This is a genomic window from Pseudomonas alvandae (genome assembly GCF_019141525.1).
Lineage (GTDB): Bacteria > Pseudomonadota > Gammaproteobacteria > Pseudomonadales > Pseudomonadaceae > Aquipseudomonas > Aquipseudomonas alvandae.
The window spans coordinates 3,710,966-3,734,615 of record NZ_CP077080.1; the positions used below are offsets into that span (position 1 = coordinate 3,710,966).

At 63.9% G+C, this 23,650-nt stretch carries 11 protein-coding genes; 5 read left to right on the plus strand and 6 right to left on the minus strand.

The genetic code is table 11. The features are described from left to right. Positions 1 to 117: 117 nt before the first annotated feature. A complete protein-coding gene (locus KSS97_RS16480) occupies positions 118 to 1,419 on the plus strand; it encodes an SDR family oxidoreductase (protein WP_217859643.1) in 1,302 nt (433 codons plus the stop codon). Positions 1,420 to 1,435: 16 nt separating this feature from the next. Here KSS97_RS16480 and KSS97_RS16485 read toward each other — a convergent pair whose 3' ends face one another. Further along, a complete protein-coding gene (locus KSS97_RS16485; RefSeq protein WP_217859644.1) occupies positions 1,436 to 3,436 on the minus strand; it encodes a sigma-54-dependent Fis family transcriptional regulator in 2,001 nt (666 codons plus the stop codon). Between the two features lie 179 nt (positions 3,437 to 3,615). Between KSS97_RS16485 and KSS97_RS16490 the strand changes: the two genes are divergently transcribed. From KSS97_RS16490 to KSS97_RS16500, 3 genes are read left to right on the plus strand one after another with little or no spacing between them, the layout of a single operon-like run. Further along, positions 3,616 to 4,638 (plus strand): Gfo/Idh/MocA family oxidoreductase, encoded by a 1,023-nt coding sequence (locus KSS97_RS16490; protein WP_217859645.1) that lies wholly within the window; start codon positions 3,616 to 3,618, stop codon positions 4,636 to 4,638. Further along, positions 4,635 to 5,426, plus strand: coding sequence for a TIM barrel protein (locus tag KSS97_RS16495; RefSeq protein WP_217859646.1), 792 nt, complete (start codon positions 4,635 to 4,637; stop codon positions 5,424 to 5,426). The genes KSS97_RS16490 and KSS97_RS16495 overlap by 4 nt, the downstream gene beginning before the upstream one ends. A gap of 59 nt (positions 5,427 to 5,485) precedes the next feature. After that, on the plus strand, positions 5,486 to 6,412 hold the full coding sequence (locus KSS97_RS16500) for a sugar ABC transporter substrate-binding protein (RefSeq protein ID WP_030141556.1): 927 nt from the start codon (positions 5,486 to 5,488) through the stop codon (positions 6,410 to 6,412). A gap of 169 nt (positions 6,413 to 6,581) precedes the next feature. On the opposite strand, the gene KSS97_RS16505 is transcribed toward KSS97_RS16500, so the two are convergent. Together KSS97_RS16505 and KSS97_RS16510 are read right to left on the minus strand one after the other, a co-directional pair. Next, a complete protein-coding gene (locus tag KSS97_RS16505) occupies positions 6,582 to 8,012 on the minus strand; it encodes a diaminobutyrate--2-oxoglutarate transaminase (RefSeq protein WP_217859647.1) in 1,431 nt (476 codons plus the stop codon). Positions 8,013 to 8,049: 37 nt separating this feature from the next. Continuing rightward, complete coding sequence (locus KSS97_RS16510) at positions 8,050 to 8,265, minus strand: MbtH family protein (RefSeq protein ID WP_030141558.1); 216 nt, start codon at positions 8,263 to 8,265, stop codon at positions 8,050 to 8,052. Positions 8,266 to 8,464: 199 nt separating this feature from the next. Between KSS97_RS16510 and fhuF the strand changes: the two genes are divergently transcribed. Beyond that, positions 8,465 to 9,202, plus strand: coding sequence for a siderophore-iron reductase FhuF (fhuF, locus tag KSS97_RS16515; protein ID WP_217859648.1), 738 nt, complete (start codon positions 8,465 to 8,467; stop codon positions 9,200 to 9,202). 9 nt (positions 9,203 to 9,211) lie between these two features. Here fhuF and KSS97_RS16520 read toward each other — a convergent pair whose 3' ends face one another. From KSS97_RS16520 to KSS97_RS16530, 3 genes are read right to left on the minus strand one after another with little or no spacing between them, the layout of a single operon-like run. Next, positions 9,212 to 10,855, minus strand: coding sequence for a cyclic peptide export ABC transporter (locus KSS97_RS16520; RefSeq protein ID WP_217859649.1), 1,644 nt, complete (start codon positions 10,853 to 10,855; stop codon positions 9,212 to 9,214). Beyond that, on the minus strand, positions 10,852 to 14,634 hold the full coding sequence (locus KSS97_RS16525; RefSeq protein WP_217859650.1) for a non-ribosomal peptide synthetase: 3,783 nt from the start codon (positions 14,632 to 14,634) through the stop codon (positions 10,852 to 10,854). Before KSS97_RS16525 ends, KSS97_RS16520 begins: the two co-directional genes overlap by 4 nt. Next, on the minus strand, positions 14,631 to 23,648 hold the full coding sequence (locus tag KSS97_RS16530; RefSeq protein ID WP_217859651.1) for a non-ribosomal peptide synthetase: 9,018 nt from the start codon (positions 23,646 to 23,648) through the stop codon (positions 14,631 to 14,633). The genes KSS97_RS16525 and KSS97_RS16530 overlap by 4 nt, the downstream gene beginning before the upstream one ends. Between the last annotated feature and the right edge of the window lie 2 nt (positions 23,649 to 23,650).

Genomic DNA, 23,650 nt, shown 5'->3' on the forward strand with positions numbered 1-23,650 from the left:
AAAAGTGACTGACGGGAACGAACCTCGGTTCACTCGGATTTCCTTTCCTCACTTCGATGGAACCCCGGTTTCACCCCCGCTCTCTATCGCAGAACCAACAGAGCGGAGGTGTTGATCATGATTTTCCCGGCAACCGGCATGAGGACGGGCGAGCGCTACGCCGTCGAAAGCGTCGAGCGTGCGCCGCATTTCCCCGGCTTCTTCCTCGATGGAAAGTATTACCTGGGCCCTGAACTGAACACGGCGGTGGGTTGGCTGGAAGGCCAGACATTTATCTACGACCAACTCGATCCCGAGGGTGAACCGGTGTACCCCAACAGGGTCGCCGGCACCATCGAGGACCTGACGCTGGTCATGGCTGACGGTGTGCGCCTGCAGCTGACGCCGTTGCAGCCCGAAATCGACCGGCCTGCGGTCGGCGCAGGACCCTCCGGACAATCCAAGTCGTCTCCCTTGGCCGAAAAACTCGTGGTCATCACCGGCGCTTCCAGCGGCATCGGCCGCGCCACCGCGCAAGCGTTCGCCCGGCAGCGGGCGCGCCTGGTCCTGGCGGCGCGCGACCGTGCGGCGCTCGATGAGGTCGTCGCGCAATGCCAGGCCCAGGGCGCCGCCGCGCTTGCGGTGTGCACCGACGTCACCAGCAGCGAGCAGATGCAGGCGCTGGCCGCCGAAGCCGCAACGTTCGGTGACGGTCGCATCGACATCTGGATCAACAATGCCGGCGTGGGCGCCGTGGGCGATTTCGAGCAAACGCCGCTGGAAGCCCATGAGCAGGTCTTGCAGACCGATTTGCTCGGTTACCTGCGTGGCGCCTACGTGGCCTGGCCGTATTTCAAGAAGCAAAAACGCGGCATCCTGATCAACACGCTGTCGTTGGGCAGTTGGGTCGCCCAGCCTTATGCCGCTGCGTATTCGGCGAGCAAGTACGGACTGCGCGGTTTGTCCGAAGCCTTGCGCGGTGAGCTGGGGGAATACCGGGACATTCACGTTTGTGACATCTATCCCGCCGTCATGGATACGCCGGGCTTTCGCGATGGCGCCAATTTCACCGGCCATGCGCTCAAGCCACCACCACCGGTGTACGACCCGCATCGCGTCGCCGAGGCGATGGTCAGTTGTGCCCTCAACCCCAAGCCCACCACCACCGTCGGCAGTGCGGCGGTACTGGCGAGAGCCGCACACTTTCTGCTGCCGGGCTTCCCGCAACTCTCGGGCTGGCTGACGCGCTGGGGACTGAACCGCAGCCCGGCATCGGACACGTCCTCGGGCAACCTGTTCGCCCCACCCAGCGGCCAGCGACGTGTCGAAGGCGGTTGGCGCAAGCCGGCGCGGCGACCCACGCCCTTGCTGGTGGCGGGTGCCGCGTTGTTGCTGGGCGGTTGCCTGGTGGCGTTGGGTCGCGAACGAGGTCGAGGCTGAATCAGCCTATTTCGGATCAGTCCAATCCCGAACGGAACGCTTCGACCTTGAGCCCGAATCGGCTCATCTTGTTGTACAAACCGCCACGGGACACGTTCAACTGTCGGGCGGCCAGGCGGATATTGCCTCGCGTGTCCCTGAGGGCGGCGATAATCGCGTTCATTTCATGGGTGCCAAGATCCACGGCCGCTCGTGGCGCGGGAGCGGAATGCCGCGCCAACGGCTGGCCTCCCTGCCTGATGTCCAGTGCAAGATCGGTCGCCTGGATCAGCTCGGTGGCGGCCAGGTTGGTCGCGCGCTCGATGACGTTTTCCAGTTCGCGGACATTGCCCGGCCAGTGGTACGCGCCCAAGCGTTCCAGCGCCTCGGCTGACAGGTCGCGCATGGGTTTCCTCAGCGACCGGGCGCAACGCGCGAGAAAATGCCGTGCCAGCATCGGCACATCTTCAAGGCGCATCCGCAGGGGCGGCACCGTCAGGCCCAGCACGTTGAGTCGGTAGTAAAGGTCCTCGCGAAAGGCGCCTTCGGCCACGGCCTGGCTCAGGTTGCGGTGGGTCGCGGCAATGATGCGGACGTTGACCCGCAACGATTTCTTCGCCCCCACGCGGGTGATTTCGCCTTCCTGCAGGACGCGTAGCAAGCTGACTTGCGCATCGAAGGACATGTCACCGATCTCGTCGAGGAAAATCGTCCCGCCGTCCGCCAGTTCGAACTTGCCCGCCGAGCCGCCGCGCGCCGATCCGGTGAACGCGCCTTCGACGTGGCCGAACAGTTCGCTCTGCACCAGGTCGCGGGGAATGGCGCCGCAATTCACTGCGACGAAAGGCCCGCCGCGACGCTCGCTGGCATTGTGGATGGCTTGGGCGAACAGCTCCTTGCCAGTGCCGCTCTCACCGAGAATCAGCGTGGTCGAGTCGCTGCGGCTGGCGATTCGGCCCAGGTGCAACGCGTCCTGGATAGCGCGTGAATGGCCCTGGATGGTTTCGAAGGTGTAGCTGGCCTGGGTGCCGATGATGCGGCGGGTGATTTCGCGGATGCGCCGGTTCTCGCGCAACGAAACAACGCGACCGCCCTGCTCCAGCGGACAGACCGACACCAGGCAGGCGAGGTGGCTTCGATCGTGCAGCTCGAACGTGCAGTCCAGGTCCCGCACCCCTTCCCCGGTGCTGCGCAGGATTTCACCGCTCAGTTCGGTCTGCCCCAGGCTCTGGAACGGCTTGCCCAGCCAGGCAGGGTCGACACGAAACAACTGCCGGGCGTAATGGTTGAGGGCCTTGATGTCGCCGTTTTCGTCCAACACCACCAAGCCTTCGTTGAGCACTTCCAGGACCGTTTGCTGTTCTTCCAGCAACGCATGCAGCGTCATTTGCCGGGCGACGGCTTCGGCCGCGGCCTGGACGGTGCCCAACGTGTGGAAGTGAAACCAGCCGGGTTCGGCGGTCAAGGTCAACATCGCCAGCGTCCGACCGTGGGCGTCGCGGATCGGCGCGGCGGCGCAATGCATATGCCGCTGGCGCAGGCCTACACCGAAGTTCTCGCCAGCCAGCACATACACCAGACGGTCTTCAACCAGCGCCAGTCCGGTGCAGTTGGTGCCTTGTACCGTCTCCAGCAACCGACTGCCGATGGGCGTGAGGTCCAGGCCGCAGAAGTACAAGGTGGTGCCTTCGGCATCCGTCAGGTTGATATGCCCGTTGGGGTTGTAGGCAAGCAAGCCGCGCATGACCTGCGCCGCCGCGGCAATCAACAGTCGATTCGCCGCCAGCGTCTCGGTCAACTCAGCGGGCGCGACGAAACGGTACTCGCCGTCCTCCGGATCGAGGCCGGCATCGACGCTGCGCCGCCAGGAGTTCCAGATCACCTGCCTGACACCCGCGGGACGCTCGGTGACGCCCTTCAAGCAGGCGCGCCAGGCCTTATCCAGCGCCGGGCTTGATCCGCCATTCAACGACGCGGGGCCAAGGGCGGTCAGGTAGTCACGGTCTTCAACGTTCAAGGCCATCGGCTGTGTGTTCATGGCGGGCTCTATGTTCATATTTTCGACATGTCAGTATAGACATGTCATTCAAATGAACACCCTTGCGCATCAACCATCAATAAAACCTATAGGTTTCAGCCTGTTAGAAACTGGCACAGCGCTTGCTCCCTACCTTGTACCGACAACGAGTCGCGAACAACAAAAAAAGGGAGTCATTCATGAGTACGTCGAACACCCTCCGCCTGGGCCTTATCGGTGCGGGTCGCATGGGCAGTTTTCACGGCCTGACCGCCGCTCGGCACATCCCAGGCGCATGCCTTGCCGCCATTGCCGATCCTACGCCGGGCCAGGCCGCACGCCTGGCAGCGGAACTGGGTGTGCAGAAGGTCTATACCGATCCGAAGCAGTTGCTGGACGACCCGGACATCGACGCCGTGCTGATCGCCGCGCCCGCCCGCAGCCACGCCGAACTGGTGATCAGCGCGGCGCAGGCCGGCAAAAGCGTGTTCTGCGAAAAACCCATGGCCATCACCCTTGAGGAAGCCGATCGCGCCATTGCCGCCGCTGCCGATGCGAGGGTGACGCTGCAAGTGGGTTTCAACCGGCGCTTCGCCAAGAGCTTCCGCACGGCCCACCTGGACGTGATCGCTGGCCGGATCGGCACGCCACAATTGCTACGCTCGCTGACCCGCGATCCGGCGCTGAACAATCCCGCTGCCTCGCCGCAATGGGTGATTTTCCTGGAAACGTTGATCCACGATTTCGACACGTTGCGTTATCTCAATCCGGGTGCCGAAGCGGTCGAGGTGTTTGTCATGGCCGACGCGCTGATTGCGCCGGATTTCAAACACAAAGGGTTCCTCGACACGGCAGTGGTCACGATTCGATTCGACAACGGCGCCATCGCCACGGCCGAGGCGAACTTCCAGGCCGTATACGGCTACGATGTTCGCGGGGAAGTGTTCGGCAGCGCCGGCATGCTGACCATGGGCAGCGTCAACGACGGCGACTTGCTGCGCTACCTGGCCAGTGGCGTGCAGGCCGATACCCAGCGCATGGACACCGACTTGCTGCGTGACGCCTATGTGGCCGAGCTCAATCACTTCGTCGATTGCGTGCGCAGCGGCGAAAAACCCCGCGCCAGCGGTGAAGACGCCCGGGCCGCGCTGGCGATTGCCCGCGCCTGCATCGAGTCTTTCCAGCAAGGCAAAGCGGTGCGTGTTCAAGGAGCGCTTTCATGAGTGTCATACCGTTCAAACTGGCGGTCAGCGCCGAGATGGTGTTCCTCGACCTGCCCTTTGTCGAACGCGTCAAACGCATCCACGCGCTGGGCTTCAGCGTCGAGATCTGGAACTGGACGACCAAGGACATCCAGGCCCTCGCTGCCACTGGCGCTGACTTCACGTCGATGACCGGCTACATCGCAGGCAACCTGACCGACCCCGAGGACATCCGGCAATTGCTCGAAAGCGCCCGGGAATACTTGGCCGTCGCGGCGCAATTGGGGTGCCCGAGCCTGAACCTGCACGGCACCGGCCTGGGAGACCAGGGTTTGCCGGTAAAACCCGTCGCCCAAGCCACCGGCCGCATGTGGCTGAGCGCCTGCAAGACCCTGGAAAAAATCGCCCGCCTGGGGGAAGACGCCGGCCGGGTGTTCCTGCTGGAAAACCTCAACACCGAAGTCGATCATCCCGGCACACCGTTCGCCCGCGCCGACGACACGTTGGCGCTGATCGAGGCCGTGGGCAGCCCGCACTTAAAGATGAACCTGGACCTCTATCACGCGCAGATCGGCGAAGGAAACCTGATCGAGCTGATCCAGCGCGCCGGCGACGCCATCGGTGAAATCCAGGTCGCCGATGTGCCTGGCCGGATGGAACCGGGCACCGGTGAAATCAACTATCCGGCGATTGCCAGGGCGTTGTCCGGCATGGGATACAGCGGTGTGGTCGGCCTCGAAGGCTGGGCCAGTGGGGACAGCGAAGTCGCGCTTGAGCGCTTCAGGCAGGCCTTTACGCTGGATGGGTGAGGTCCGTGCAGGAAAATTCTTGATGACGTTCACTTCATAACAACAAAAGGAAAACCATCATGCGTCGTTGCACACTGCTGTTCGCCACGCTGCTCCTGATCTTCAGCCAATGGGCCGCCGCCGACTATCGCATCGGCGTCAGCATCGCCAGGGTCGACGATAACTTCATGACCTACGTGCGTAACGGCCTCGACGAGGCCGCCAAGAAGGACGGCGTCCAGATCCAGTTCGAGGACGCCCAGGGCGATGTGGTTCGCCAGCTCAACCAGGTCCAGGGCTTCATCAACCAGAAAGTGGACGCGGTCATCGTCCTGCCGGTGGACACCTCCGCCACCGCCAATATCACCCGCGCCGCGGTCGAGGCGAAGACGCCGCTGGTCTACGTCAACCGTCACCCCGACGAACGTACGCTGCCCAAAGGCGTGGTCACGGTGGCGTCCAATGACATCGAGGCCGGCCAACTGCAGATGCGTTACCTCGCCGAAAAACTGGGGGGCAAGGGCAACCTCGCGATCATCATGGGCGACCTCGCGCAAAACGCCACCCATGACCGCACCGAAGGGGTCAAGCAGGTGCTCAAGGACTTTCCCGACATCAAGGTGGTCGAGCAACAGAGTGCCGAGTGGCAGCGCAACAAAGGCATGGACCTGACCAGCAACTGGCTGCTCGCCGGCAGCCGTTTCGATGCCATCGTCGCCAACAATGACGAGATGGCCATCGGTGCGGCCATGGCGTTGCAACAGTCCGGCAAGGCCAAGGGTGAGGTTGCGATTGTCGGCATCGACGGTTTGCCGGACGGCCTCGCGGCGATCAAGCGCGGAATGCTGGTCGCCTCGGTGTTCCAAGACCCCAAGGCCCAGGCGACCAGCGCAGTGCAGGCCGCCCTCAAGATGATCAAGGGCGAGCCGGTGGAATCCGAGGTGTGGGTGCCCTTCCAGTTGATCAAGCCTGAACAACTGGCGGTGTTCGAGCAGCGTTACAAGTAGCAACCTCGATACGGTGATGTTGTTCAGATGGCAAGACGATGGGTGGCGAGGGAGCTTGCTCCCGCTGGGCTGCGCAGCAGCCCTAAAAATCCTACGGTTGCTACGCAACCGAGCGGGAGCAAGCTCCCTCGCCACGGGTTGGTCGACTGCCTTGATGAACAGCAGTGGATCAAGCGATGTGCAACGCCCTGCCCTTGGTCTCGGCGAGGGCATTGTTCAATGCCACGCGGAACAGTTCGACCAGCACATCGATTTCTTCGGCCTGGATGATCAGCGGCGGCAGGAATCGCACCACGGCGCCATGACGCCCGCCCAGTTCCAGGATGACACCCAGACGTAGGCATTGACGCTGGATGGCCTGGGCCAATGCGGTGTCCGCAGCGGGAACGCGGCTGTCGCCCGGCGTGTCGCTGACCACTTCCACGCCCACCATCAACCCGCGGCCGCGCACCTGGCCCAGGCAAGGGTATTCGCCCTGCAACTGGCGCAGTTGCTCCATCAGGCGCTGCCCCATGACCTCGGCGTGCCCTGGCAGATTTTCGCTGATGATATGACGCAACGTTGCGCCACCCGCAGCCATCGCCATCTGGTTGCCACGGAACGTGCCGGCATGGGAACCGGGTTTCCAAGTGTCGAGCTCTTCGCGGTAGACCATCACGGCCAGCGGCAGGCCGCCGCCGATGGCTTTGGAAAGCACCAGGATGTCCGGCTCGATGTCGGCATGCTGGAAAGCGAACAGCTTGCCGGTTCGACCCAGGCCGGTCTGCACTTCGTCGATGATCAGCGCCACGCCATATTTGCGCGTCAACTGACGCAAGCCTTGCAGCCAGCGTACCGGCGCCGGGATCACCCCGCCCTCGCCCTGCACCACTTCCACGACCACCGCCGCCGGGGGCAACACGCCCGACTCCGGGTCGCTCAACAGCTGTTCGATGAAGTGCAGCCCGGCATCGATGCCGGCTTCACCGCCGATGCCGAACGGGCAACGGTAGTCATACGGGTATGGCAGGAACTGCACGTCGGCCATCAGCGAGCCCAGCGCCTGTTTCGGCCCCAGGTTGCCCATCAGGCTCAACGTGCCCAGGGTCATGCCATGGTAGCCGCCGGAGAACGTCAGGATCGGCTTGCGCCCGGTGGCGATCCGCGCCAGCTTCAGCGCCGCCTCGATGCCATCGGCACCGGTCGGGCCGCAGAACTGGATGCGCGCGTGACGGGCGAAGTTCTCCGGCAAGGCGTTGAACAGGTCCTCGACGAAGCGATCCTTGACCGGCGTCGTCAGGTCCAGGGTGTGCAAGGGCAAGCCGGAATCGAGCGTCTGGCGCATGGCCGCAATGGCCACCGGGTGGTTATGGCCCAGCGCCAAGGTGCCCGCGCCGGCGAGACAATCCATGAACAATTGACCCTGGGTGTCGCGCACATAAAGACCATGGGCTTCCTGCAGGGCCAATGGGATACGTCGCGGATAGGAACGCGCATTCGATTCCCGGGCCGCCTGGCGTTGCAGGTACGGATTGGTATTCAGTTCACGCGGCGCCTGGTGGCGGAACTGCTCCAGCGTGAAGGTGGCGCTGGAGGATGAACGGGGCTGGACACTTTCCATTTTGACTCCCTGAAAATGAGAACGCGGTCGTGGGCGATCAACCCTGTCCTTGTGCCTGCATGGCTTGGCGCAGGCTCAGCGGGCGCATGTCGGTCCAGACCTTTTCGATGTAGGCCAGGCACTCTTCCTTGCTGCCCTGCATGTCCACGGTGCGCCAGCCCTCGGGCACGCTGCGGTAGTCCGGCCAGATCGAGTACTGCTCCTCTTCGTTGACGACAACCAGAAACCGCGTATCCGGGCTATCCAAACTCATTGCTTGCTCCTTGACTGGCATGACGGGAAAGATCGCTACGATACAATACTAATGGTAGCGATTCTCATTAATATTTTAAAAAACTTACATGGCTCGCCTATTTCAAGGTCGGCGAACAGTCGCAAGACGCTGGTGTGCTGTTTATACTTCTCCCCCTCTGAACGATAACCCCTCTCAATTCGCGGTCACGGATGAGTCAATGATTCCCAGCCTTGCTCCGCTGTTCACCGGGCCGCTCGCAGCCTTCGAAGAGAAGCTGCAACTGCGCAGCCATCCGCAAACCGACCTGTCGGCGGACCTGTTCTTCCAGCCCGAGACGTTCAGCGCGTTCGTCGACGAACTGCTGGCGCGCTACAAGACCGATGAGCGCCTGGCCCTGGTGTCGCTGTGGTCCAAGTGGTATTTCAGCACCTTCCTCGCGCCGGTGATGGCCGCCAATCTGCTGCTGCAACGGGATCTGCCGCTCGCCCTGGACGACGTCGGGTTGGAACTTGGCGACGACGCCAGGCCACACGCCTTGCATCTGCGCGACGCCGGGCAACCCCTGCCGGAATGCTCGGCCTTCGAACGGTTCCGTACGCTGATCGAGCAGCACCTGGAACCGGTCATCGACACGCTGGCCAGCGTCAGCCGCGCTTCGCCCCGCTTGTTCTGGAGCAACGCCGGCAACACCTTCGAGTTCGTCACCACGCGGATCGACCTGCATCCCCTGGCCAACTCCGACAGCACCCTGCCCGCCTGGGAAATCCTCAGCGCCCGCCTGCGTCCCGATGGCCGGCGCAACCCGCTGTTCGCCCCCGTGCGTTATCACGACATCGGCGAAGACGAGCCCCAGCGCCTGCGGCGGATCTGCTGCATTCGCTACCGCCTTCCCGGCGTCGGCTATTGCAGCAGTTGTCCCCTCGATGAATGCAAACGGCAGGATCAGGACGCCTGAGCGCGCCGATCATTTCGCCAACTGAAAGGGGTTCTCCGTCGCTCGGTCGTAATCAACGAGGTGACCGTAGTCGAGACGATAGACCCGGTCCGCGACGTCGAAATAACGGTCGTCATGGGTAATCGCGATCACTGTCTTGCCGGCCGCCTTCAGTTCGGGCAGCAACTCGTTGTAGAACACATGGCGGAACACCGGATCCTGGTCGGCCGCCCATTCGTCCAGCAGGAACACTTCACGGCCTTCCATCATCAGCAGCAGCAACGCCAGGCGTTTGCGCTGGCCTTGGGACAACGCGGTGGTGGACAGGCGTCCGGCGGCGAATTCGACCTTGTGGGCCAGCCCCAGGCGGTCGAGATAATGATCCACCCGAGCCTCCAGTCCTTCATGGTCGCCCGCCTCACCCAGCACATCGGCGAACAGATAGAAGTCGGCGAAGATCGCGGCGAAGTGCTCGCGGTGCCATTCGCTGGTGCTGGCATCAAGCACCACGCCATTGAGTGATACCTCGCCAGCAGCGGGCACATAGAGCCCGGTCAACAGCTTGGCCAGGGTCGATTTGCCGCTGCCGTTGCCACCGACGATGAAAATCAACTCGCCGCGCCGGATCGTCAGGTCGATCGGCCCCAACTCAAAAGCAAACTCCTCGTTCTTGCCGGCGTAACGGTAATGCACGTCCGACAGGCGCAGCTCGCGAAACGGCTGCGCCGCTTGCGCGGGGGTCTTGAACTCCACCGTCTCGCCCAGCGCCAGGGCGTCGATGGCCTGCAACGCGACATGGCCGCGAATGACCGCGGGAATGGCGTCGAGGATCATCGAGATCGGCGTGCGCAGGAACATGATCGCCAGGACGTAGCCGACCACCACCTGCTGGCTCAGCAACCCCAGCCCCTGGCCGAGGAAAAACAGCGTGCCGATCAGTACGAACACCAGCAACGTCGTCCAGTTCAGGTTAACCGCCCACAAGGTGTCGGCGCGTACCGATGCGTCCAGCGAGGCCCGGGCGATGGGTTCGAGCTTGCGTTGATAAAGCAGGTGCCGGCGCTCCCGGCTCAGGCCCAATTCGCAACGCCCCTGGATCGCGGCTTCGAACTGCTCGGTGAGTTGGTCGTCCTGTTGCCGGACGGCCTGCATCAAGGTCTTGACCTTGCGCCCGAGCAGCACATCAAGGCCGACGCCGGCGGCGATCACCGCTAGCGTCAAGGCGAAAAACGGCAGGCTCAACCAGGCCATGTACGCCAGCCCCGCCAACAACAGCAAGCCGTTGTACAAGGAAATCGGCAGTTGCTTGAAGGCCGTGGCGACGGTGGTCACGTCCTTGGTCAAGGCGTTGTAGATGCGTGGGCTGCCCAACCGCTCGATGCGTTCCAGCGCAGTGCCCAGCACCTTGCCCACCAGCCGCAGGCGCAGCTGGTACACCAGCCGATGGCCGATCTGCACCAGCAACCATTGCGAAGTGACTCCGCTGATGAACAACAGCACCAGCAGACCAGCGAACAGCAGCAAGCCCTGGCCGAGATTATCCAGGCCTTGTTCCAGGCAACGGTTGATGTAGCCGATCAGGCCGATACTGGTGGCCGCGCTCAAGGCACTGCTCAGCACCGCGAGGAAAATGCGCCACCGCGCGTCATGCAGCAGTTCTTTCAATAACATCATGGGACCGACACCACCTTGGCAGAGGTTTGCAACAGTAAAGGCAGCAGGTTTTCCGCCAGTCGCGGATCGCCGAGCATCTCATGATGCCCCACATCCAGCGTCCACTGGCTGACGGGTTGTCGTGCGAGGGCTTGCCACTGCGAGCGCAAGTCGCCGTGGGCATTGCCGCGCCATAGCCAGACCGGCACGTCGACGATGGGCAAGGCCTGCTCATACAAACGGGTCTTGATCGCGCGATATTGCGTCATCAGCGCCAGCAGCCCAGCATCCGCCGCTGCCCATTGCAGATGCCCGCGCACCTGCTCATCGTCCAACAACCGAGCGACACCCTCGGCATAGTCAAGGCCGGCCAACAGGCCAGTCAATCGCTCCCGTAGCGATTCTCCGATCGGCTGGCCGTGGCTGCGGCAATAAAACGCGAAATCGGCAATCAACTGACCGGCTTCGTCGCCCTCGCCGGCCAGGCTGCGCTGAGCATCATGATCGAGCACCACCAGGCCTTCGACGCTGAAGCCGCTGGCTTGCAGATGCGGCACCAGCAACAAGGCAAGGCGCGCCGCCAGGCTCCAGCCCAACAGCACCAGCGGACGCTCCTTGAGCTGGACCGGGATACTCGCCACGTATTGCCGTAACAGCGCGTCCATATCGTCGTCGGCCCAGCCATTTTCCAGGGCGGCAAGGCCAAAGACCGAAACTTCGCCACGCAGGTTGTCCACCAGCGGTTGGTACGCCTGCAAGTGCCCTTGCGCGCCATGCACCACCAGCAAGGCCGGTGCCTGCGGATCGGCATCGTTGAGGATCTTCCATGGACTGCTGCCCTTTTCGCCCAGGCCTTGGATGAGGTCACGCACCGTATGCCGTTCGAACAAGAGGTTGGTCGGCAGGCTGAGGCCCAGCCGTTCGCGGATCAGCGACACCACTTTGATCGCCGCCAACGAATGCCCGCCAACGGTGAAGAAATTGTCGGTGACGCCCAGGTCATCGACACCCAGCACGTCGCACCAGATCGCGAGCACGGCGGTTTCCAGTTCGCCCACCGGCGCCACGCGGGTGTTCTGCAAGCGCTGCCGGGCGCGTTCAAGCAGGTGCTTGCGATCGAGCTTGCCGTTGCTGTTCAGCGGCAAGGCCTTCAGCGCAAAGATACCGCTGGGCAGCATGTAGTCTGGCAGTTGGCGAGCCAGGCTGGCGCGCAACGGGTCCGTCCCCTGGAACTGAACATCGTCCGTGACCACGAAGGCCAGCAACCGAGCGTGATCGCCTTCGCCATCCAACAGCACAGCCGCCTGCGAGACGCCCGGCTGGGCCAGCATCGCTTGCTCGACCTCCGCCAGTTCAAGGCGAAACCCGCGGATTTTCACTTGCTGGTCGTTGCGACCCAGAATGCGCAAGGCTCCGTCGGCCTGGCGCAAGGCCAAGTCACCGGTGCGGTACAGGCGTTGACCGCTGGCGGAATCGACACCGAAGGCAGCGCCACCGACACTGCCGACGTAACCCCTGCCGACACTGGCTCCACTGATGCACAACTCGCCGGCCTGGCCGGATGGCACTGGCCGTTGCTGCTCGTCGAGCAAATGAACGCGGTTGTCCCCCAGCACCTGGCTCAACGCACAGCCATCCACGCCCTGCGCCAGATCAATGGCCCGCCACAGCACGCCGACGGTGGTCTCGGTCGGACCGTAGTGGTTATACAGCCGGCAAGTCGGTCCGGCTTGGGCCAAGCGTGTCAGCAACGCCTCGCCGATCGGTTCTCCGCCCAGCACCAGCACTTGGCGCGGAAGGACGTCGGCGGCCTGCTCGCCCATCAAGGCTGCGAGGTGCGACGGGACGATTTTCAAAACGTCGAGGGGATAACGCCGCAGCTCTTCGGCAAAGGCCTGGGCGTCGGTCACGGTCGATTGCGCCAGCACGTGCACGCAGCCGCCCTGCAGCCACGCCGGGAACAACACGGTGTTGCCCAGGTCCGCGAGCAGCGAGGACACCAGCCCGTAATGCCCGCCCTCGGGCAGTTGCAGCGCACCGGTCACTTGGGTGACGTAATGACGCAATTGCCCTTGTTCGATCTGCACCCCTTTGGGCTTGCCGCTGGTACCCGAGGTGTAGAGCACGTAGGCCAGGTCTTGCGCAGTGCCGGAGTGCGGCGTATCGAACAGCGGCCCGTTGCTCGCCTGGGACCAGCACAGTGTGCGCGCCGACGTTTCCGGCGCCAGGCCCTCCAAGTGCAGCAGCAATGCCGGTTGAGCATCGTCGAGTATCCCGGCCAGGCGCAGCGGCGGCTGCTGGGGATCCAGCGGCAGATAGGCGGCGCCGACCTTGAAACAGGCGAGCATCGCCACCAGCATTTGCGCGCCGCGTGGCAGATACAGCCCCACCACCGCTTCACGGCCCACGCCCGCCTGATCCAGGCTGCCGGCGACGCGGTCACTCAGGGCATCGAGTTCAGCGTAGGAAAACAACTGGTCGGCATAACGCAGCGCCGGCCGATTGGGGTGTGACTGGGCGTGCCGGCGCAGGGCCGCGACGATGTCCAGGTCCGCTCCGAAGTCAGGACGCGTCGACGACGCCAGGGTCTCCTCGGGCAGACACGCATCGAAGCCATCGATAAGGCCATTGGGTGATTGCACCAATTGGCCGAGCCAATGTTCGAGACGCTTGAGCAACGCCTGCATTTGCTCGTCGCGGTACACCCCGCAATCATAGGCCAGCGCCAGCTCGCCAGTGCCCTGGGCGTCAAGGCTCAATTGCAGTTGCAGCTCGACCGGCGTGTCGAACGACAGCCACTGCAACGCACCCAGTTGCGGCACGCGCACAACCTGCAACCCGGCCTGGAAACTGGCCCGCCAATCCGGCAACAACTGCGCCTGGCCGAGGTATTCCTGCCAGTCGACGGCACTCTCCAATTGCCGGGCCAGTTGCCGGGCCAGGTTCACCAGGGTGCTGTGCTCGGACAGTTGCACCACCATCGGCAACGTCTGTTCGAACACCCCAAGCGCGCCGGTCAATTCCTCGTAGTTGTCACGGGGGTCGTGCTGCACACCGAGTTGGCCTTGGCGTTGGCCGTTGAGCCTGCCAAGCAGCGATCCCCAAGCGGCTAGCACCAGCTGTTCGATGGCCACGCCTTCACGATCGGCCAATGCCGTAAGCAGCGGCGCAAGAGTCGGCGCCAGTGGCTGGCGGACCACCGCGTGACGTCCGCTGGCAATACCGTAGCGCTCGACGAGGCGCATGCCCGGGATGTCCTGCAAGGCCAGGTTGCGCCAGAACTGCGCGCCCTGCTCGGCGTCTTCATCCAGTTGCAGCCCATTGATCCACTCGACGTAGTCCGCGTACTGCATAGGTTCGTCATCGAGCAACGCGGCGCGACCGAGCAAGTGCTCGCGCAACTGGACCAGGCTGCGCGCGTCCAGCGAGTACACCGGGACCGCCAGCAACAGCTGATCATCGAGCAGCCAGGCGAGCATGTCGGGCTGTTCGGCCTGGCAACGACGCTGGGCCTCGTCCAACCATTTTTGCCCATCGTGGCCGTCGACCGTGCGCCCCTGGCGCCAGTCCAGGCGCAATGCCTGGGGCTCGATCACACGTTGGCGCAACCCGGTGGCGCCCAGCGGACGCTCGTAGCGCAGGCACAGCGCCTGGTGCTGCGCCAGGCTGTCGCGCAAGCATTGCTCGACGGTGCCTTCGGCAACGCCTGTCAATGACATGCGCACCCAGCGCCAGGCGTGCGGATTGGCCTGGGCCAGTTGTTTCTGCTGGGGTGAAAGCGTGAGTCCAAGGTCCATCATGGGGTCAACTCTTCAAGTGTTTCTTCGATCTGCGCCGGGGCGGCCATGACTTGGTGGCGGGCATAGATTTCACCCATCGCCACGACGATTTTGCGCTCGCCCTCGAACGGATCCCGGGCGTGCGCCGCCAGCATGTTATCGAGCATCACCACGTCGCCCTGTTGCCAGTCGAAGCGCACCGCGCAACGGTCGTAGGCGGCATTGATGGCGTCGATCGCCGCCGGTTCGAGCTCCGAGCCGTCACCGTAGAACACTTGCCTCGGCATGGCGGACTCGCCGTCGCGCAGGAACTGTTCGCGGATATCCGCATCGAGAAATGCCGGATGGTACAACTGGATCTGGTTGAAGAAGCTCTCTTCGCCCGTCAACGGGTGCAGGATCACCGCCGGGCACACCTGGCGGGTGTGCAGGTCGTTGGCGCCGCGCCATTGGAACTCTATGTTGCTCTCACGGCAGATCCGCTCGACCTCGGCCCGATCTTCGGTCTGGAAGAAGTGCTGCCAACTGACGTCCAGGCTGGTGCTGAAATTGCGTACATACATCAGTTGCTTGCGGCGCAGGTTGGCCTGCAGCCAGGCCGGCAGGTCACGATAGACCTGGCGGCTGTCGACGATCGGCGTCGCGCCACCGGACGTCGCCGGCGTCTCGCAGTAGAACCACTGCCGACGTGGCCAGCGGTGTTGGTGCGCACTCTCGTTATGGAACAGGATCATCCGATCCTTGGGGTATGGCGTCGACTTGTAGATGTTCTTGCCGCCCTCTTTCTTCGGCAAGTCACCGTACTGTCCGTACAACTGCGGACACAGCGCCTGGCAGAACGCCTCGAAGTCCGCCGGGGTCGGCAGGTCGAAGCCACGGAACAGGATGCCGCCATGCTCACGCAACCAGTTCTCGACCTTGTCGCGGTTGGCTTCGGCCCAGATGGCCGGGGCCAGCTCGCGGTCGCGCAGGGAAACCAGCAACGGAAACTTCGAGTCCTCTCGCAGAGGTCGGGCTTCGATGGGCTCCCGGGTCGCCGCCGATCCGCTCTGGCGCATCTTGCCCAATTTGCTCATTTTGCGTTGCAGCGGATTGTCCGTGGACATGGCAGCAGCTCCTTTTACAGTCGCAATCATGGTATCGATGGGGGTGTCCGGCGCGCCAAGGGCCAGTTCCAGCAGCGACTCGAAAGCGCCGCGCAAGCGTTCGACGGTGGCCGGGCGGAACAGGCTGGTGCGGTACACCCAGCGCAGGCTGATCGCATCACCGTCCTCGCTGGCGAACAGCGCCATGTCGAACTTGGAATGGTGTTGCTCGCCCGTCAGCGGCTCGACCTGCAGATTGCCCAGTTGGCGCTGCTGGCGCGGGGTGTTGTCGAGCACGAACAGGGTCTGCAAGAGCGGGTGCACATTGGCCACGCGCGGCAGCTCCAGGCATTCGACGACCCGTTCGAACGGCGTGTCCTGCCAGGCGAACGCTTGCAGGCACAGCTCGCGGACTTGCAAGGCTTGCTCACGGAAGCTCAATTCCGGTTGCACACGGATACGCAAGGCCAGCAGGTTGACGAAGAAGCCGATCAGCGATTCGGTGGCCGGATGGTCACGGTTCGCCACGTCCGTTCCGATCACCAGGTCGCGGCCCTGCGTCTCGCGTTGCAGCACAGCGGTGTAGCACGTCAGCAGGACCATGAACGGCGAAGTGCCGCTGTCCTGGGCGAAGGTTTTCAAGCGGCCCACCGTGGCGGGCGACAATTGGAAATCCACCGCCGCCCCGGCGCCGCTGTCACGCTCCGGACGTGGAAAATCGAACGGCAACGGCACCTGCGCGGGGATGCCCGCCAGGGTCCGTCGCCAGAAGTCCAGGCCTTCGCGCTGACGCAACTGGACCGCAGCCGAACCTTGCCAAACGGCGTAGTCGACGTACTGGATCGGCAATGCTTGCTGGGCCGGCAGCACGCCGGAGCTGTAGGCCTCGTAGCCTTCGATCAGCTCATCGACCAGCACCGCGCCGGACCAACCGTCGGAGGCGATGTGGTGCATGACCATCTGCAACACATGATCCTCTTCGCCAAGGCGATACAGGACCACCCGCAGCGGCGCGTCGTTGCCGAGGTCGAATGGTCGCAACGCCATGTCCCGGGCGTCGACTGTCCACTGGTCTTCAGTCGACGCAACGGCTTCCAGGACCACCGTCGACTGCGGGTGGATGCGCTGGCGCAACTCGCCGCCACGGGAGTGATAGGTGGTGCGCAGGATGGCATGGCGATTCACCAACCGCTGCAACGAACGCTCCAAAGCCTGGGCATCCAGTTGCCCACGCAAACGGACGTTGCTGCTCATGTTGAAGCTGCTGTCGGCCAGATCCAGTTGTTGCATCAACCAGACCCGTTGTTGCGCCGAGGACAGTGGCTGTTCGATGCCTTGGTCAACCGCCGGAATCGTCAGGGAAGCCAGATCCTGCTCGGCGGCGAGGCCCTCGATTCGCTCGGCCAGTTGCGCCAACACGGGTGTTTCGAACAACCAGCGCAAGGGCACCTCGAAGCCCTGCTCACGCAGGCGGCCGCGCACCTGGGCGGCCATCAGCGAATGCCCGCCCAATTGGAAGAAATGTCCATCGGCCGGGACGTCTTGCACGTTCAGCACCGAGGCCCAGATCTGCGCCAGCACGTCCTCGCTGGCCGACAGCGCTCGCCCGGTCGCTGGCACGCTGCCGACAACCGATTGCAAGCGCGGCAGTTGTTTGCGATCGACCTTGCCATTGCTGTTGAGCGGCAGTCGGTCCAGTGCTTGCAGGTGCGTCGGCACCATGTAGACCGGCAAGCGCGCCTGCAAGTAGTCGCGGACAGCCGCTTCATCTGGTGCAGCGTCCGGATCCGCGACCCAGAAAGCGACCAGATGCTCCCCTTGCACCGCCACGACGGCTTGCAGCAATCGCGGATGGCTGAGCAGGACGGCCTCGATTTCACCGAGCTCGATGCGATAGCCACGCAACTTGATCTGATCGTCGGTGCGTCCCAGGTAGTACAGCTGGCCGTCGGGCTGCCAGCGCGCCAGATCGCCAGTGCGGTACAAGCGACCGCCGTGACCGAACGGGTCGGCAATGAAACGCTCGGCGGTCAGCCCCGGCTGCCCGGCGTAACCCCGGGCCAGGCCGTCCCCGGCGATATAGAGTTCACCGACGCAGCCTGGAGGCACTTCGCACAGGTGTTCATCGAGGACATGGCAGCGGGTGTTGAGGAGCGGCCGGCCTATCGGCGCCACTGGCAATCGCAGCGCGTCGATGGGCGTCTGGGTCGACCATACCGTGGTCTCGGTCGGGCCGTAGACGTTGATCAATCGAGCGACATGCTGCTTCAGTTCGCTGGCCAGTTCCGCCGACACCGCCTCGCCGCCGGCCAGGGCCAATCGCCCTTCCAGCACCTGGCGATCACCTTGCAACAACATCGCCCAGGTGGCGGGCGTGGCCTGGATCAGATCGACCGATTGTTCCTTGATCAAGCGTGCCAGCAACTGCGGATCCTGGCGCTGTTCCTCGTCCGCCAGTACCACGGCGCCACCACGCACCAGCGGCAGGCATAGCTCCAGGCCGCAAATATCGAAGGTGACGGTGGTCAAGGCCAGGTAACGCTGCACATTGTCCAACGGCAAGGCCTGCTCCATGGCCAACAGGAAGTTGGCGAAGTTGCCACGACTGATCTGCACGCCCTTGGGCTGTCCGGTGGATCCCGAGGTGTAGAGGGTGTAGGCCAATTGCCCGAGGTGCGTCGGCAGTCCCGGCGCCTGCGCGGCGAATTGCGCCAACGGCAGGTCCGTCCACGCGCAAACGCGCAGCTCGGCAGGCCAATCGGCCGTCGCCGAATCGCAAAGCAGCAAATGCGGCTGCGCCCGGTTGAGCACCTGCGCCTGGCGGGCCGGGGGATGGGCTCGATCAAGCGGCAAATAGGCGGCACCGGCCTTCTGGATGCCCAACATACACACCAGCAAGCGTTCATCCCGAGGCAGGCAGAAGGCAACCAACGATTCGCGCCCGACGCTCTGGGCCAGCAACCAATGGGCCAAGCGGTTGGCTTGGGCCTCCAGCGCGGCGTAGCTCAGTTGACGGTCGGCGCAGTACACGGCGATGCGCTCGGGATGCACGGCGGCTTGCACTTCGAAGCGCGTCACCCAATCCGCTTCGCCATGCAATGGCAACGACTGCCCTTCAGTCGCCAAGGCCGCAACCGAGCACAGCGGGATCTCCAGCAAGCGCGCATCAAGATCCAGGCTCGCCAGGCTGGCGAGCAACGCCTGGTAATCCTCCACCAGACGCCGAGTGATGTCGGGTCGCAACAATGCCGTCGCGTATTCGACGATCAAACCGGTGCTCGCCTCGGCACCGCGCCCTTGGGTGAACAGGTTGAACGTCAGGTCGAACTTCGCGCTCACCACGCCACCCGGCAGCGCCAACGCCTGGGCACTGATGCCGGGCAGGTCCAGGCTGCGGGAATCCTGATGATCGACCTGATAGTTGAACATCGTCTGGAACAGCGGTGTGCGATCCAGGCTGCGCTCGACATCCAGCACGTCCAACAACTGCTCGAACGGCAGCGATTGATGGGCCAGGTCCTCGCTCAGCTTGCTGTTCAGGGCTTGGACGAACGCTTGCAGGCTCTGGCGGCCATCGATCTGCACACGGTGGGCCAGGGTGTTGACGAACAGCCCGACCAACGCCTGGCTCTCGACGGATTCACGCCCCGCCACCGGCAAGCCCACGGCGAAATCATTGCGCCCGCCGTGGCGCCAGAGCAGCAACTGATAAGCCGCGAAATACAGCACGAACGGCGTGACGCCAAGCGCCCTCGCCCGGGCTTCGACCGCAATGCTCAGCGAGCCGGGCAGGACATATTCGTCTCGCGCGCCAGCGTACGCCTGCATCGCGGGACGGGTGGGTTGCTCAGGCAATTCCAACGGCTCGTTGCCCAGGCCTTCCAGGCGCCGTTGCCAATAGGCCAACAAGTCCTTGCCATGCGTGCCCTCCAAGCGTTGCCGCTGCGTCTTGATCAGCGGCAGCAAAGCGCTTGCCGCCGGCAGGCTCCTCTCTTGATAAAGCGCTGCCAGGTCCTGGACCAGCAAGCCCATGGACCAACCGTCCACGGCGATGTGGTGCACGTTGAACAGCAGGCGATAGTCGCCGGGCACGACGCAAAACACATCGATGGCCAGCAGCGGCCCCTGTGTGAGGTCGAACACGCGCTTGGCCGCGCTGGCAATACTCGCTTGCTGTTCCGAGTCACTCAGGGCGCCGATGTCATGGACGTTGAAGATCGGCGCGGCCATATCGTCCAGGCGCTGCCAGACTTGCCCTCGTTCTTCGAAGAAACGGCAGCGCAACGCGTCATGACGGGCCACCAGCGCCTGGCAGGCGCGTTGCAGGCGAGGCACATCCAGCTCGCCGCGCAAGGCCAGCAACTGGGTGACGTTGTAGGCGGTTTCAGCCGGCTCGAACTGCTGCATGAACCACACCCGTTGCTGGGCATGGGACAGCGGCTGCGGTTGTCCCTGCTTCTCGCTCGGCTCCACGGCTTCGGCGACCGGCGCGACGACCGGCGCGAGCACCTTGGCCAGTTGCCGAGGGGTCGGGTTTTCCAGCAATTGCCGCGGCATCAGGCGCAGGTCGGCCTGACGCAAGCGCGCGATCAACTGCAAGCTGAGAATCGAGTCGCCGCCCATGGCAAAGAAATCGGCGTCCGGCCCCAGGCCAGGTTGCCCGAGCAGCTCGCGAAAAGCCGTCAGCACGGCAAGCAATGCCGGCTCGGCGCGGCAGTCGATGCACAAGGCCATGGCTGCCAGGGTCGGATGCTGCAAGACATCCCGCGGTTGTAGCTTGAGGCCTTCCCGGGACGCCAGGCCGATCAATTGCAGACTGAGGATCGAGTCCCCGCCGAGGGCGAAGAAATCGTCCGTGCGGCCGACCTGCGCACACCCGAGGACCTGGCACCACAGTTGCGCCAGGCGCTGTTCGGTCGCGCCGCTCGGTTGCTCGGCGGCTTCGGCGGTCGGTTCATCGGTGGCCGGATCAGGCAATGCACGCCGATCCAACTTGCCGTTGGCCGTCAATGGCAGCGTGTCCAGTGCCAACCAATGGGCTGGCACCATGTGTTCCGGCAGTTGACGCTTGGCTTCGGCTTGCAGTGTGGCCAAGGTTTCGGTGGTCATCGTAGGGCTGAGATAGGCCACCAGTTGCGTCCGCCCTTTTATCTCACAGGCCACCACGGCGCCTTCGCGAACCTGAGGCTGGGCATTGAGCCAGGCACTGATCTCGCCCGGTTCGACACGGAAACCGCGGATCTTCACTTGATCGTCCTGGCGCCCGAGGAACACCAGGCGCCCGTTGCGATCCAGGCGAACCCGGTCACCGCTGCGATAAAAACGCTGGCCGTGGGCAGTGGAGCCGAACGCACGCGCCGTCAATTCAGGCTGACCGAGGTAACCTTGGGCAACCTGGGGACCACCGATCAGCAGCTCACCGGCGACACCGAGCGGCACCGACCGGTCGTGGCCATCGACGATACGCAATTCACAGCCGGACAGCGGCTGGCCCAACGGCAGATACTGCCCCGCTTCGAACACGTCGGCGTCGAAGATTTCTCCGCAGACCACACCGACCGTGGTTTCCGACGGGCCATAGTGGTTGAAAACGCGCAGTTGCGGCGCCAGTTCACGCACCTTGGCGAACAGCGCCTGGTCGAAACCTTCGCCACCGAGGATCAACATGTCCTTGGGCAAGACACGACGGGCGTCGTCCAGTGCCAGCAAGCCACGCAGATGCGAAGGGGCGATCTTCAGGCAGTCCACCGGATGCTGGTCGAGAAAATCCGCCCAGCCGGGCGGATCGAAGGCCAACGGTGCCGGTGGCAAGACCAGCGTGTCCCCTGCGTTGAGCGCGGCGAAAACCGAGGTCAAGCCAAGGTCGGCGGCGACGGTTGCCAAGGTCGCCCAACGACTGCGCGGTTTGGCTTGCAAGCGTTGGCCGACGGCATTGGCATAATGCGCGAGGTTGGCATGAGTGACCTGCACGCCTTTCGGCTGGCCGGTCGAGCCCGAGGTGTAGATCAGGTACGCAGGCAATTGCAGCTGGCTGAGGCTTTGGTTCTGGCCGATGTTCGCATTGACAGACCAGTCGGCGGCGCTCAGCACCAGGCGCGGGAGGTCCACGCCGGTCTCGGGCGCTTGCGCCAATGTCAGCCACAGGCTCGCGCCGCTGTCTTGCAGCAGTTGCGCGAGTCGCCGGGCCGGTTGCGCCGGATCGAGAAACAGGCAAGTCGCACCGCGCTGCCAACACGCCAGGGTCGCCAGCAGTTGTTCGGCACAGCGCGGCATGCACAGCGCGACCACCTGCCCCGGCCCAACGCCCTGCCCGGCCAGCCGTGTGGCCATCGAGCGACTGGCAGCGCCGAGCGTGGCGTAATCGATGCTCTGCTCCCCACTGCGCAACGCCATCGCGTTCGGCGTGTGCGTGGCCCAGTGCAGCACTTGCTGGTCCAAGGGCAACGCAGTCGCTTCCAGGACAGGACCGCGCAGTTCGCTCGGCGTGGACACCAGTTGCAGGTCCGACAGACGTCGCTGCGGATGAGCCGAACCCTCGTGGAAAATCGCCAGCAAATCGTCGAGCATTTGCTCGACCGTGGCCGCGTCGAACAATTCGTCGCTGTATTCCAGTTCGCAGCGCAGCTGTGCATCGGCGGTGCGGACCATGCGCAACGTCAGGTCGAAACGCGCGTGGCGTTGCGGCGGGTCGAGCACTTCGACCGCCACGCCGGGCAAGGCCAGGGTGCGGCTTTCGGGCAGATCGACCTGGACGAACATGACCTGGAACAGCGGACTCGAACGCGGACGCTCAAGACTTTCGAGGATATTCTCGAAGGGCAACTGCTGACGGTCGAACGCCGCCGCAACGGTGTCGCGAGTGCGCACCAATGCACTGCCGAAGTCCGGGTTGTCTTGCAGGCGCTGGCGAATCACCAGGGTATTGAGCAATGGGCCGATCAACGGTGCGAGTTCCGGACGGTCACGTTGCGCCGCCGAGGTGCCCAGGCACAGGTCCGTCTCGCCGCTGTAGCGCGACAGCAGGCAGCTGAACGCTGTCAGGCCGTAGATGTACAGCGTCACCCCGTGATTACGGACAGCCGCCTCGATCGCCGTTGTGAGGTGCGGCGGGAGTTCCCGGGCCAGAACCGCGCCACTGTGGCGGCGTCGTGTGGCCAAGGGGCGCGGGCGGTCCAGCGGCAAAGCCATTGGCGCCGGTGCATCGGCCAGTTGGTCGCGCCAAAAATCGATGTGCTGTTGGCAACTGTCGCTGTCCAGCCATTCACGCTCCCACGCGGCGTAATCGGCGTATTGGATGCTCAACTCGGGTAGCGCGACAGCCTGGTTCGAGGCGAGCGCCCGGTAAGCCTCCGCCAATTCGAGGGTGAGTTGCTGGGCCGACCAGGCGTCATAGGCAACGTGGTGAATGGTGAAAAACAGCCAGGTGGAATGCTCCTGGGCGTCGCTGAATGCTTGCCAGCGCCAAGGCATAGACTGCGCCAGGTCGAAGGGTTCGGCGAGTTGGCGGGCGTATTCATCGGCGCACCATTGCTCGTGTTCAGATGCGGCGACGGTCAAGCGCTCGACGCCCGGCAGCTGCACCTGTTGTGGCGCGCAATGGGGCTGCAACTGTCCGCTGGCATCAGGGCTGTAGCGTGTGCGCAGGATCTGGTGGCGATCGACCACCTGCTGCATTGCCTGCTGCAAACGCGCGCCGTCCAGGCGTCCATCGAAGCGCAGCACCGAGCACAGGTTGTAGAGCGCGCGACTGCTCAGCGCTTCAGCCGACAGGAAACGCCTTTGCGCCTGCGCCAACGGCCTGGGCTCGCCGTCGTCGAGCATGGCGGGGACAATCGGCAGGCGCCAGCTGTCGATGCCCTTTTCGGCCAGGCGCTGGCGAAAGACCTTCTTCTTGTCCGCGGGCAAGGATGCCAGCCGCTGCGCAATATCCAGGAAAGCTTGTTGCGTCATCG

Coding starts and splice junctions, on each gene's coding strand:
- KSS97_RS16480 (WP_217859643.1), top strand. CDS start 118: ATGATTTTCCCGGCAACCGGCATGAGGACGGGCGAGCGCTACGCCGTC.
- KSS97_RS16485 (WP_217859644.1), bottom strand. CDS start 3,436: ATGAACACACAGCCGATGGCCTTGAACGTTGAAGACCGTGACTACCTG.
- KSS97_RS16490 (WP_217859645.1), top strand. CDS start 3,616: ATGAGTACGTCGAACACCCTCCGCCTGGGCCTTATCGGTGCGGGTCGC.
- KSS97_RS16495 (WP_217859646.1), top strand. CDS start 4,635: ATGAGTGTCATACCGTTCAAACTGGCGGTCAGCGCCGAGATGGTGTTC.
- KSS97_RS16500 (WP_030141556.1), top strand. CDS start 5,486: ATGCGTCGTTGCACACTGCTGTTCGCCACGCTGCTCCTGATCTTCAGC.
- KSS97_RS16505 (WP_217859647.1), bottom strand. CDS start 8,012: ATGGAAAGTGTCCAGCCCCGTTCATCCTCCAGCGCCACCTTCACGCTG.
- KSS97_RS16510 (WP_030141558.1), bottom strand. CDS start 8,265: ATGAGTTTGGATAGCCCGGATACGCGGTTTCTGGTTGTCGTCAACGAA.
- fhuF (WP_217859648.1), top strand. CDS start 8,465: ATGATTCCCAGCCTTGCTCCGCTGTTCACCGGGCCGCTCGCAGCCTTC.
- KSS97_RS16520 (WP_217859649.1), bottom strand. CDS start 10,855: ATGATGTTATTGAAAGAACTGCTGCATGACGCGCGGTGGCGCATTTTC.
- KSS97_RS16525 (WP_217859650.1), bottom strand. CDS start 14,634: ATGATGGACCTTGGACTCACGCTTTCACCCCAGCAGAAACAACTGGCC.
- KSS97_RS16530 (WP_217859651.1), bottom strand. CDS start 23,648: ATGACGCAACAAGCTTTCCTGGATATTGCGCAGCGGCTGGCATCCTTG.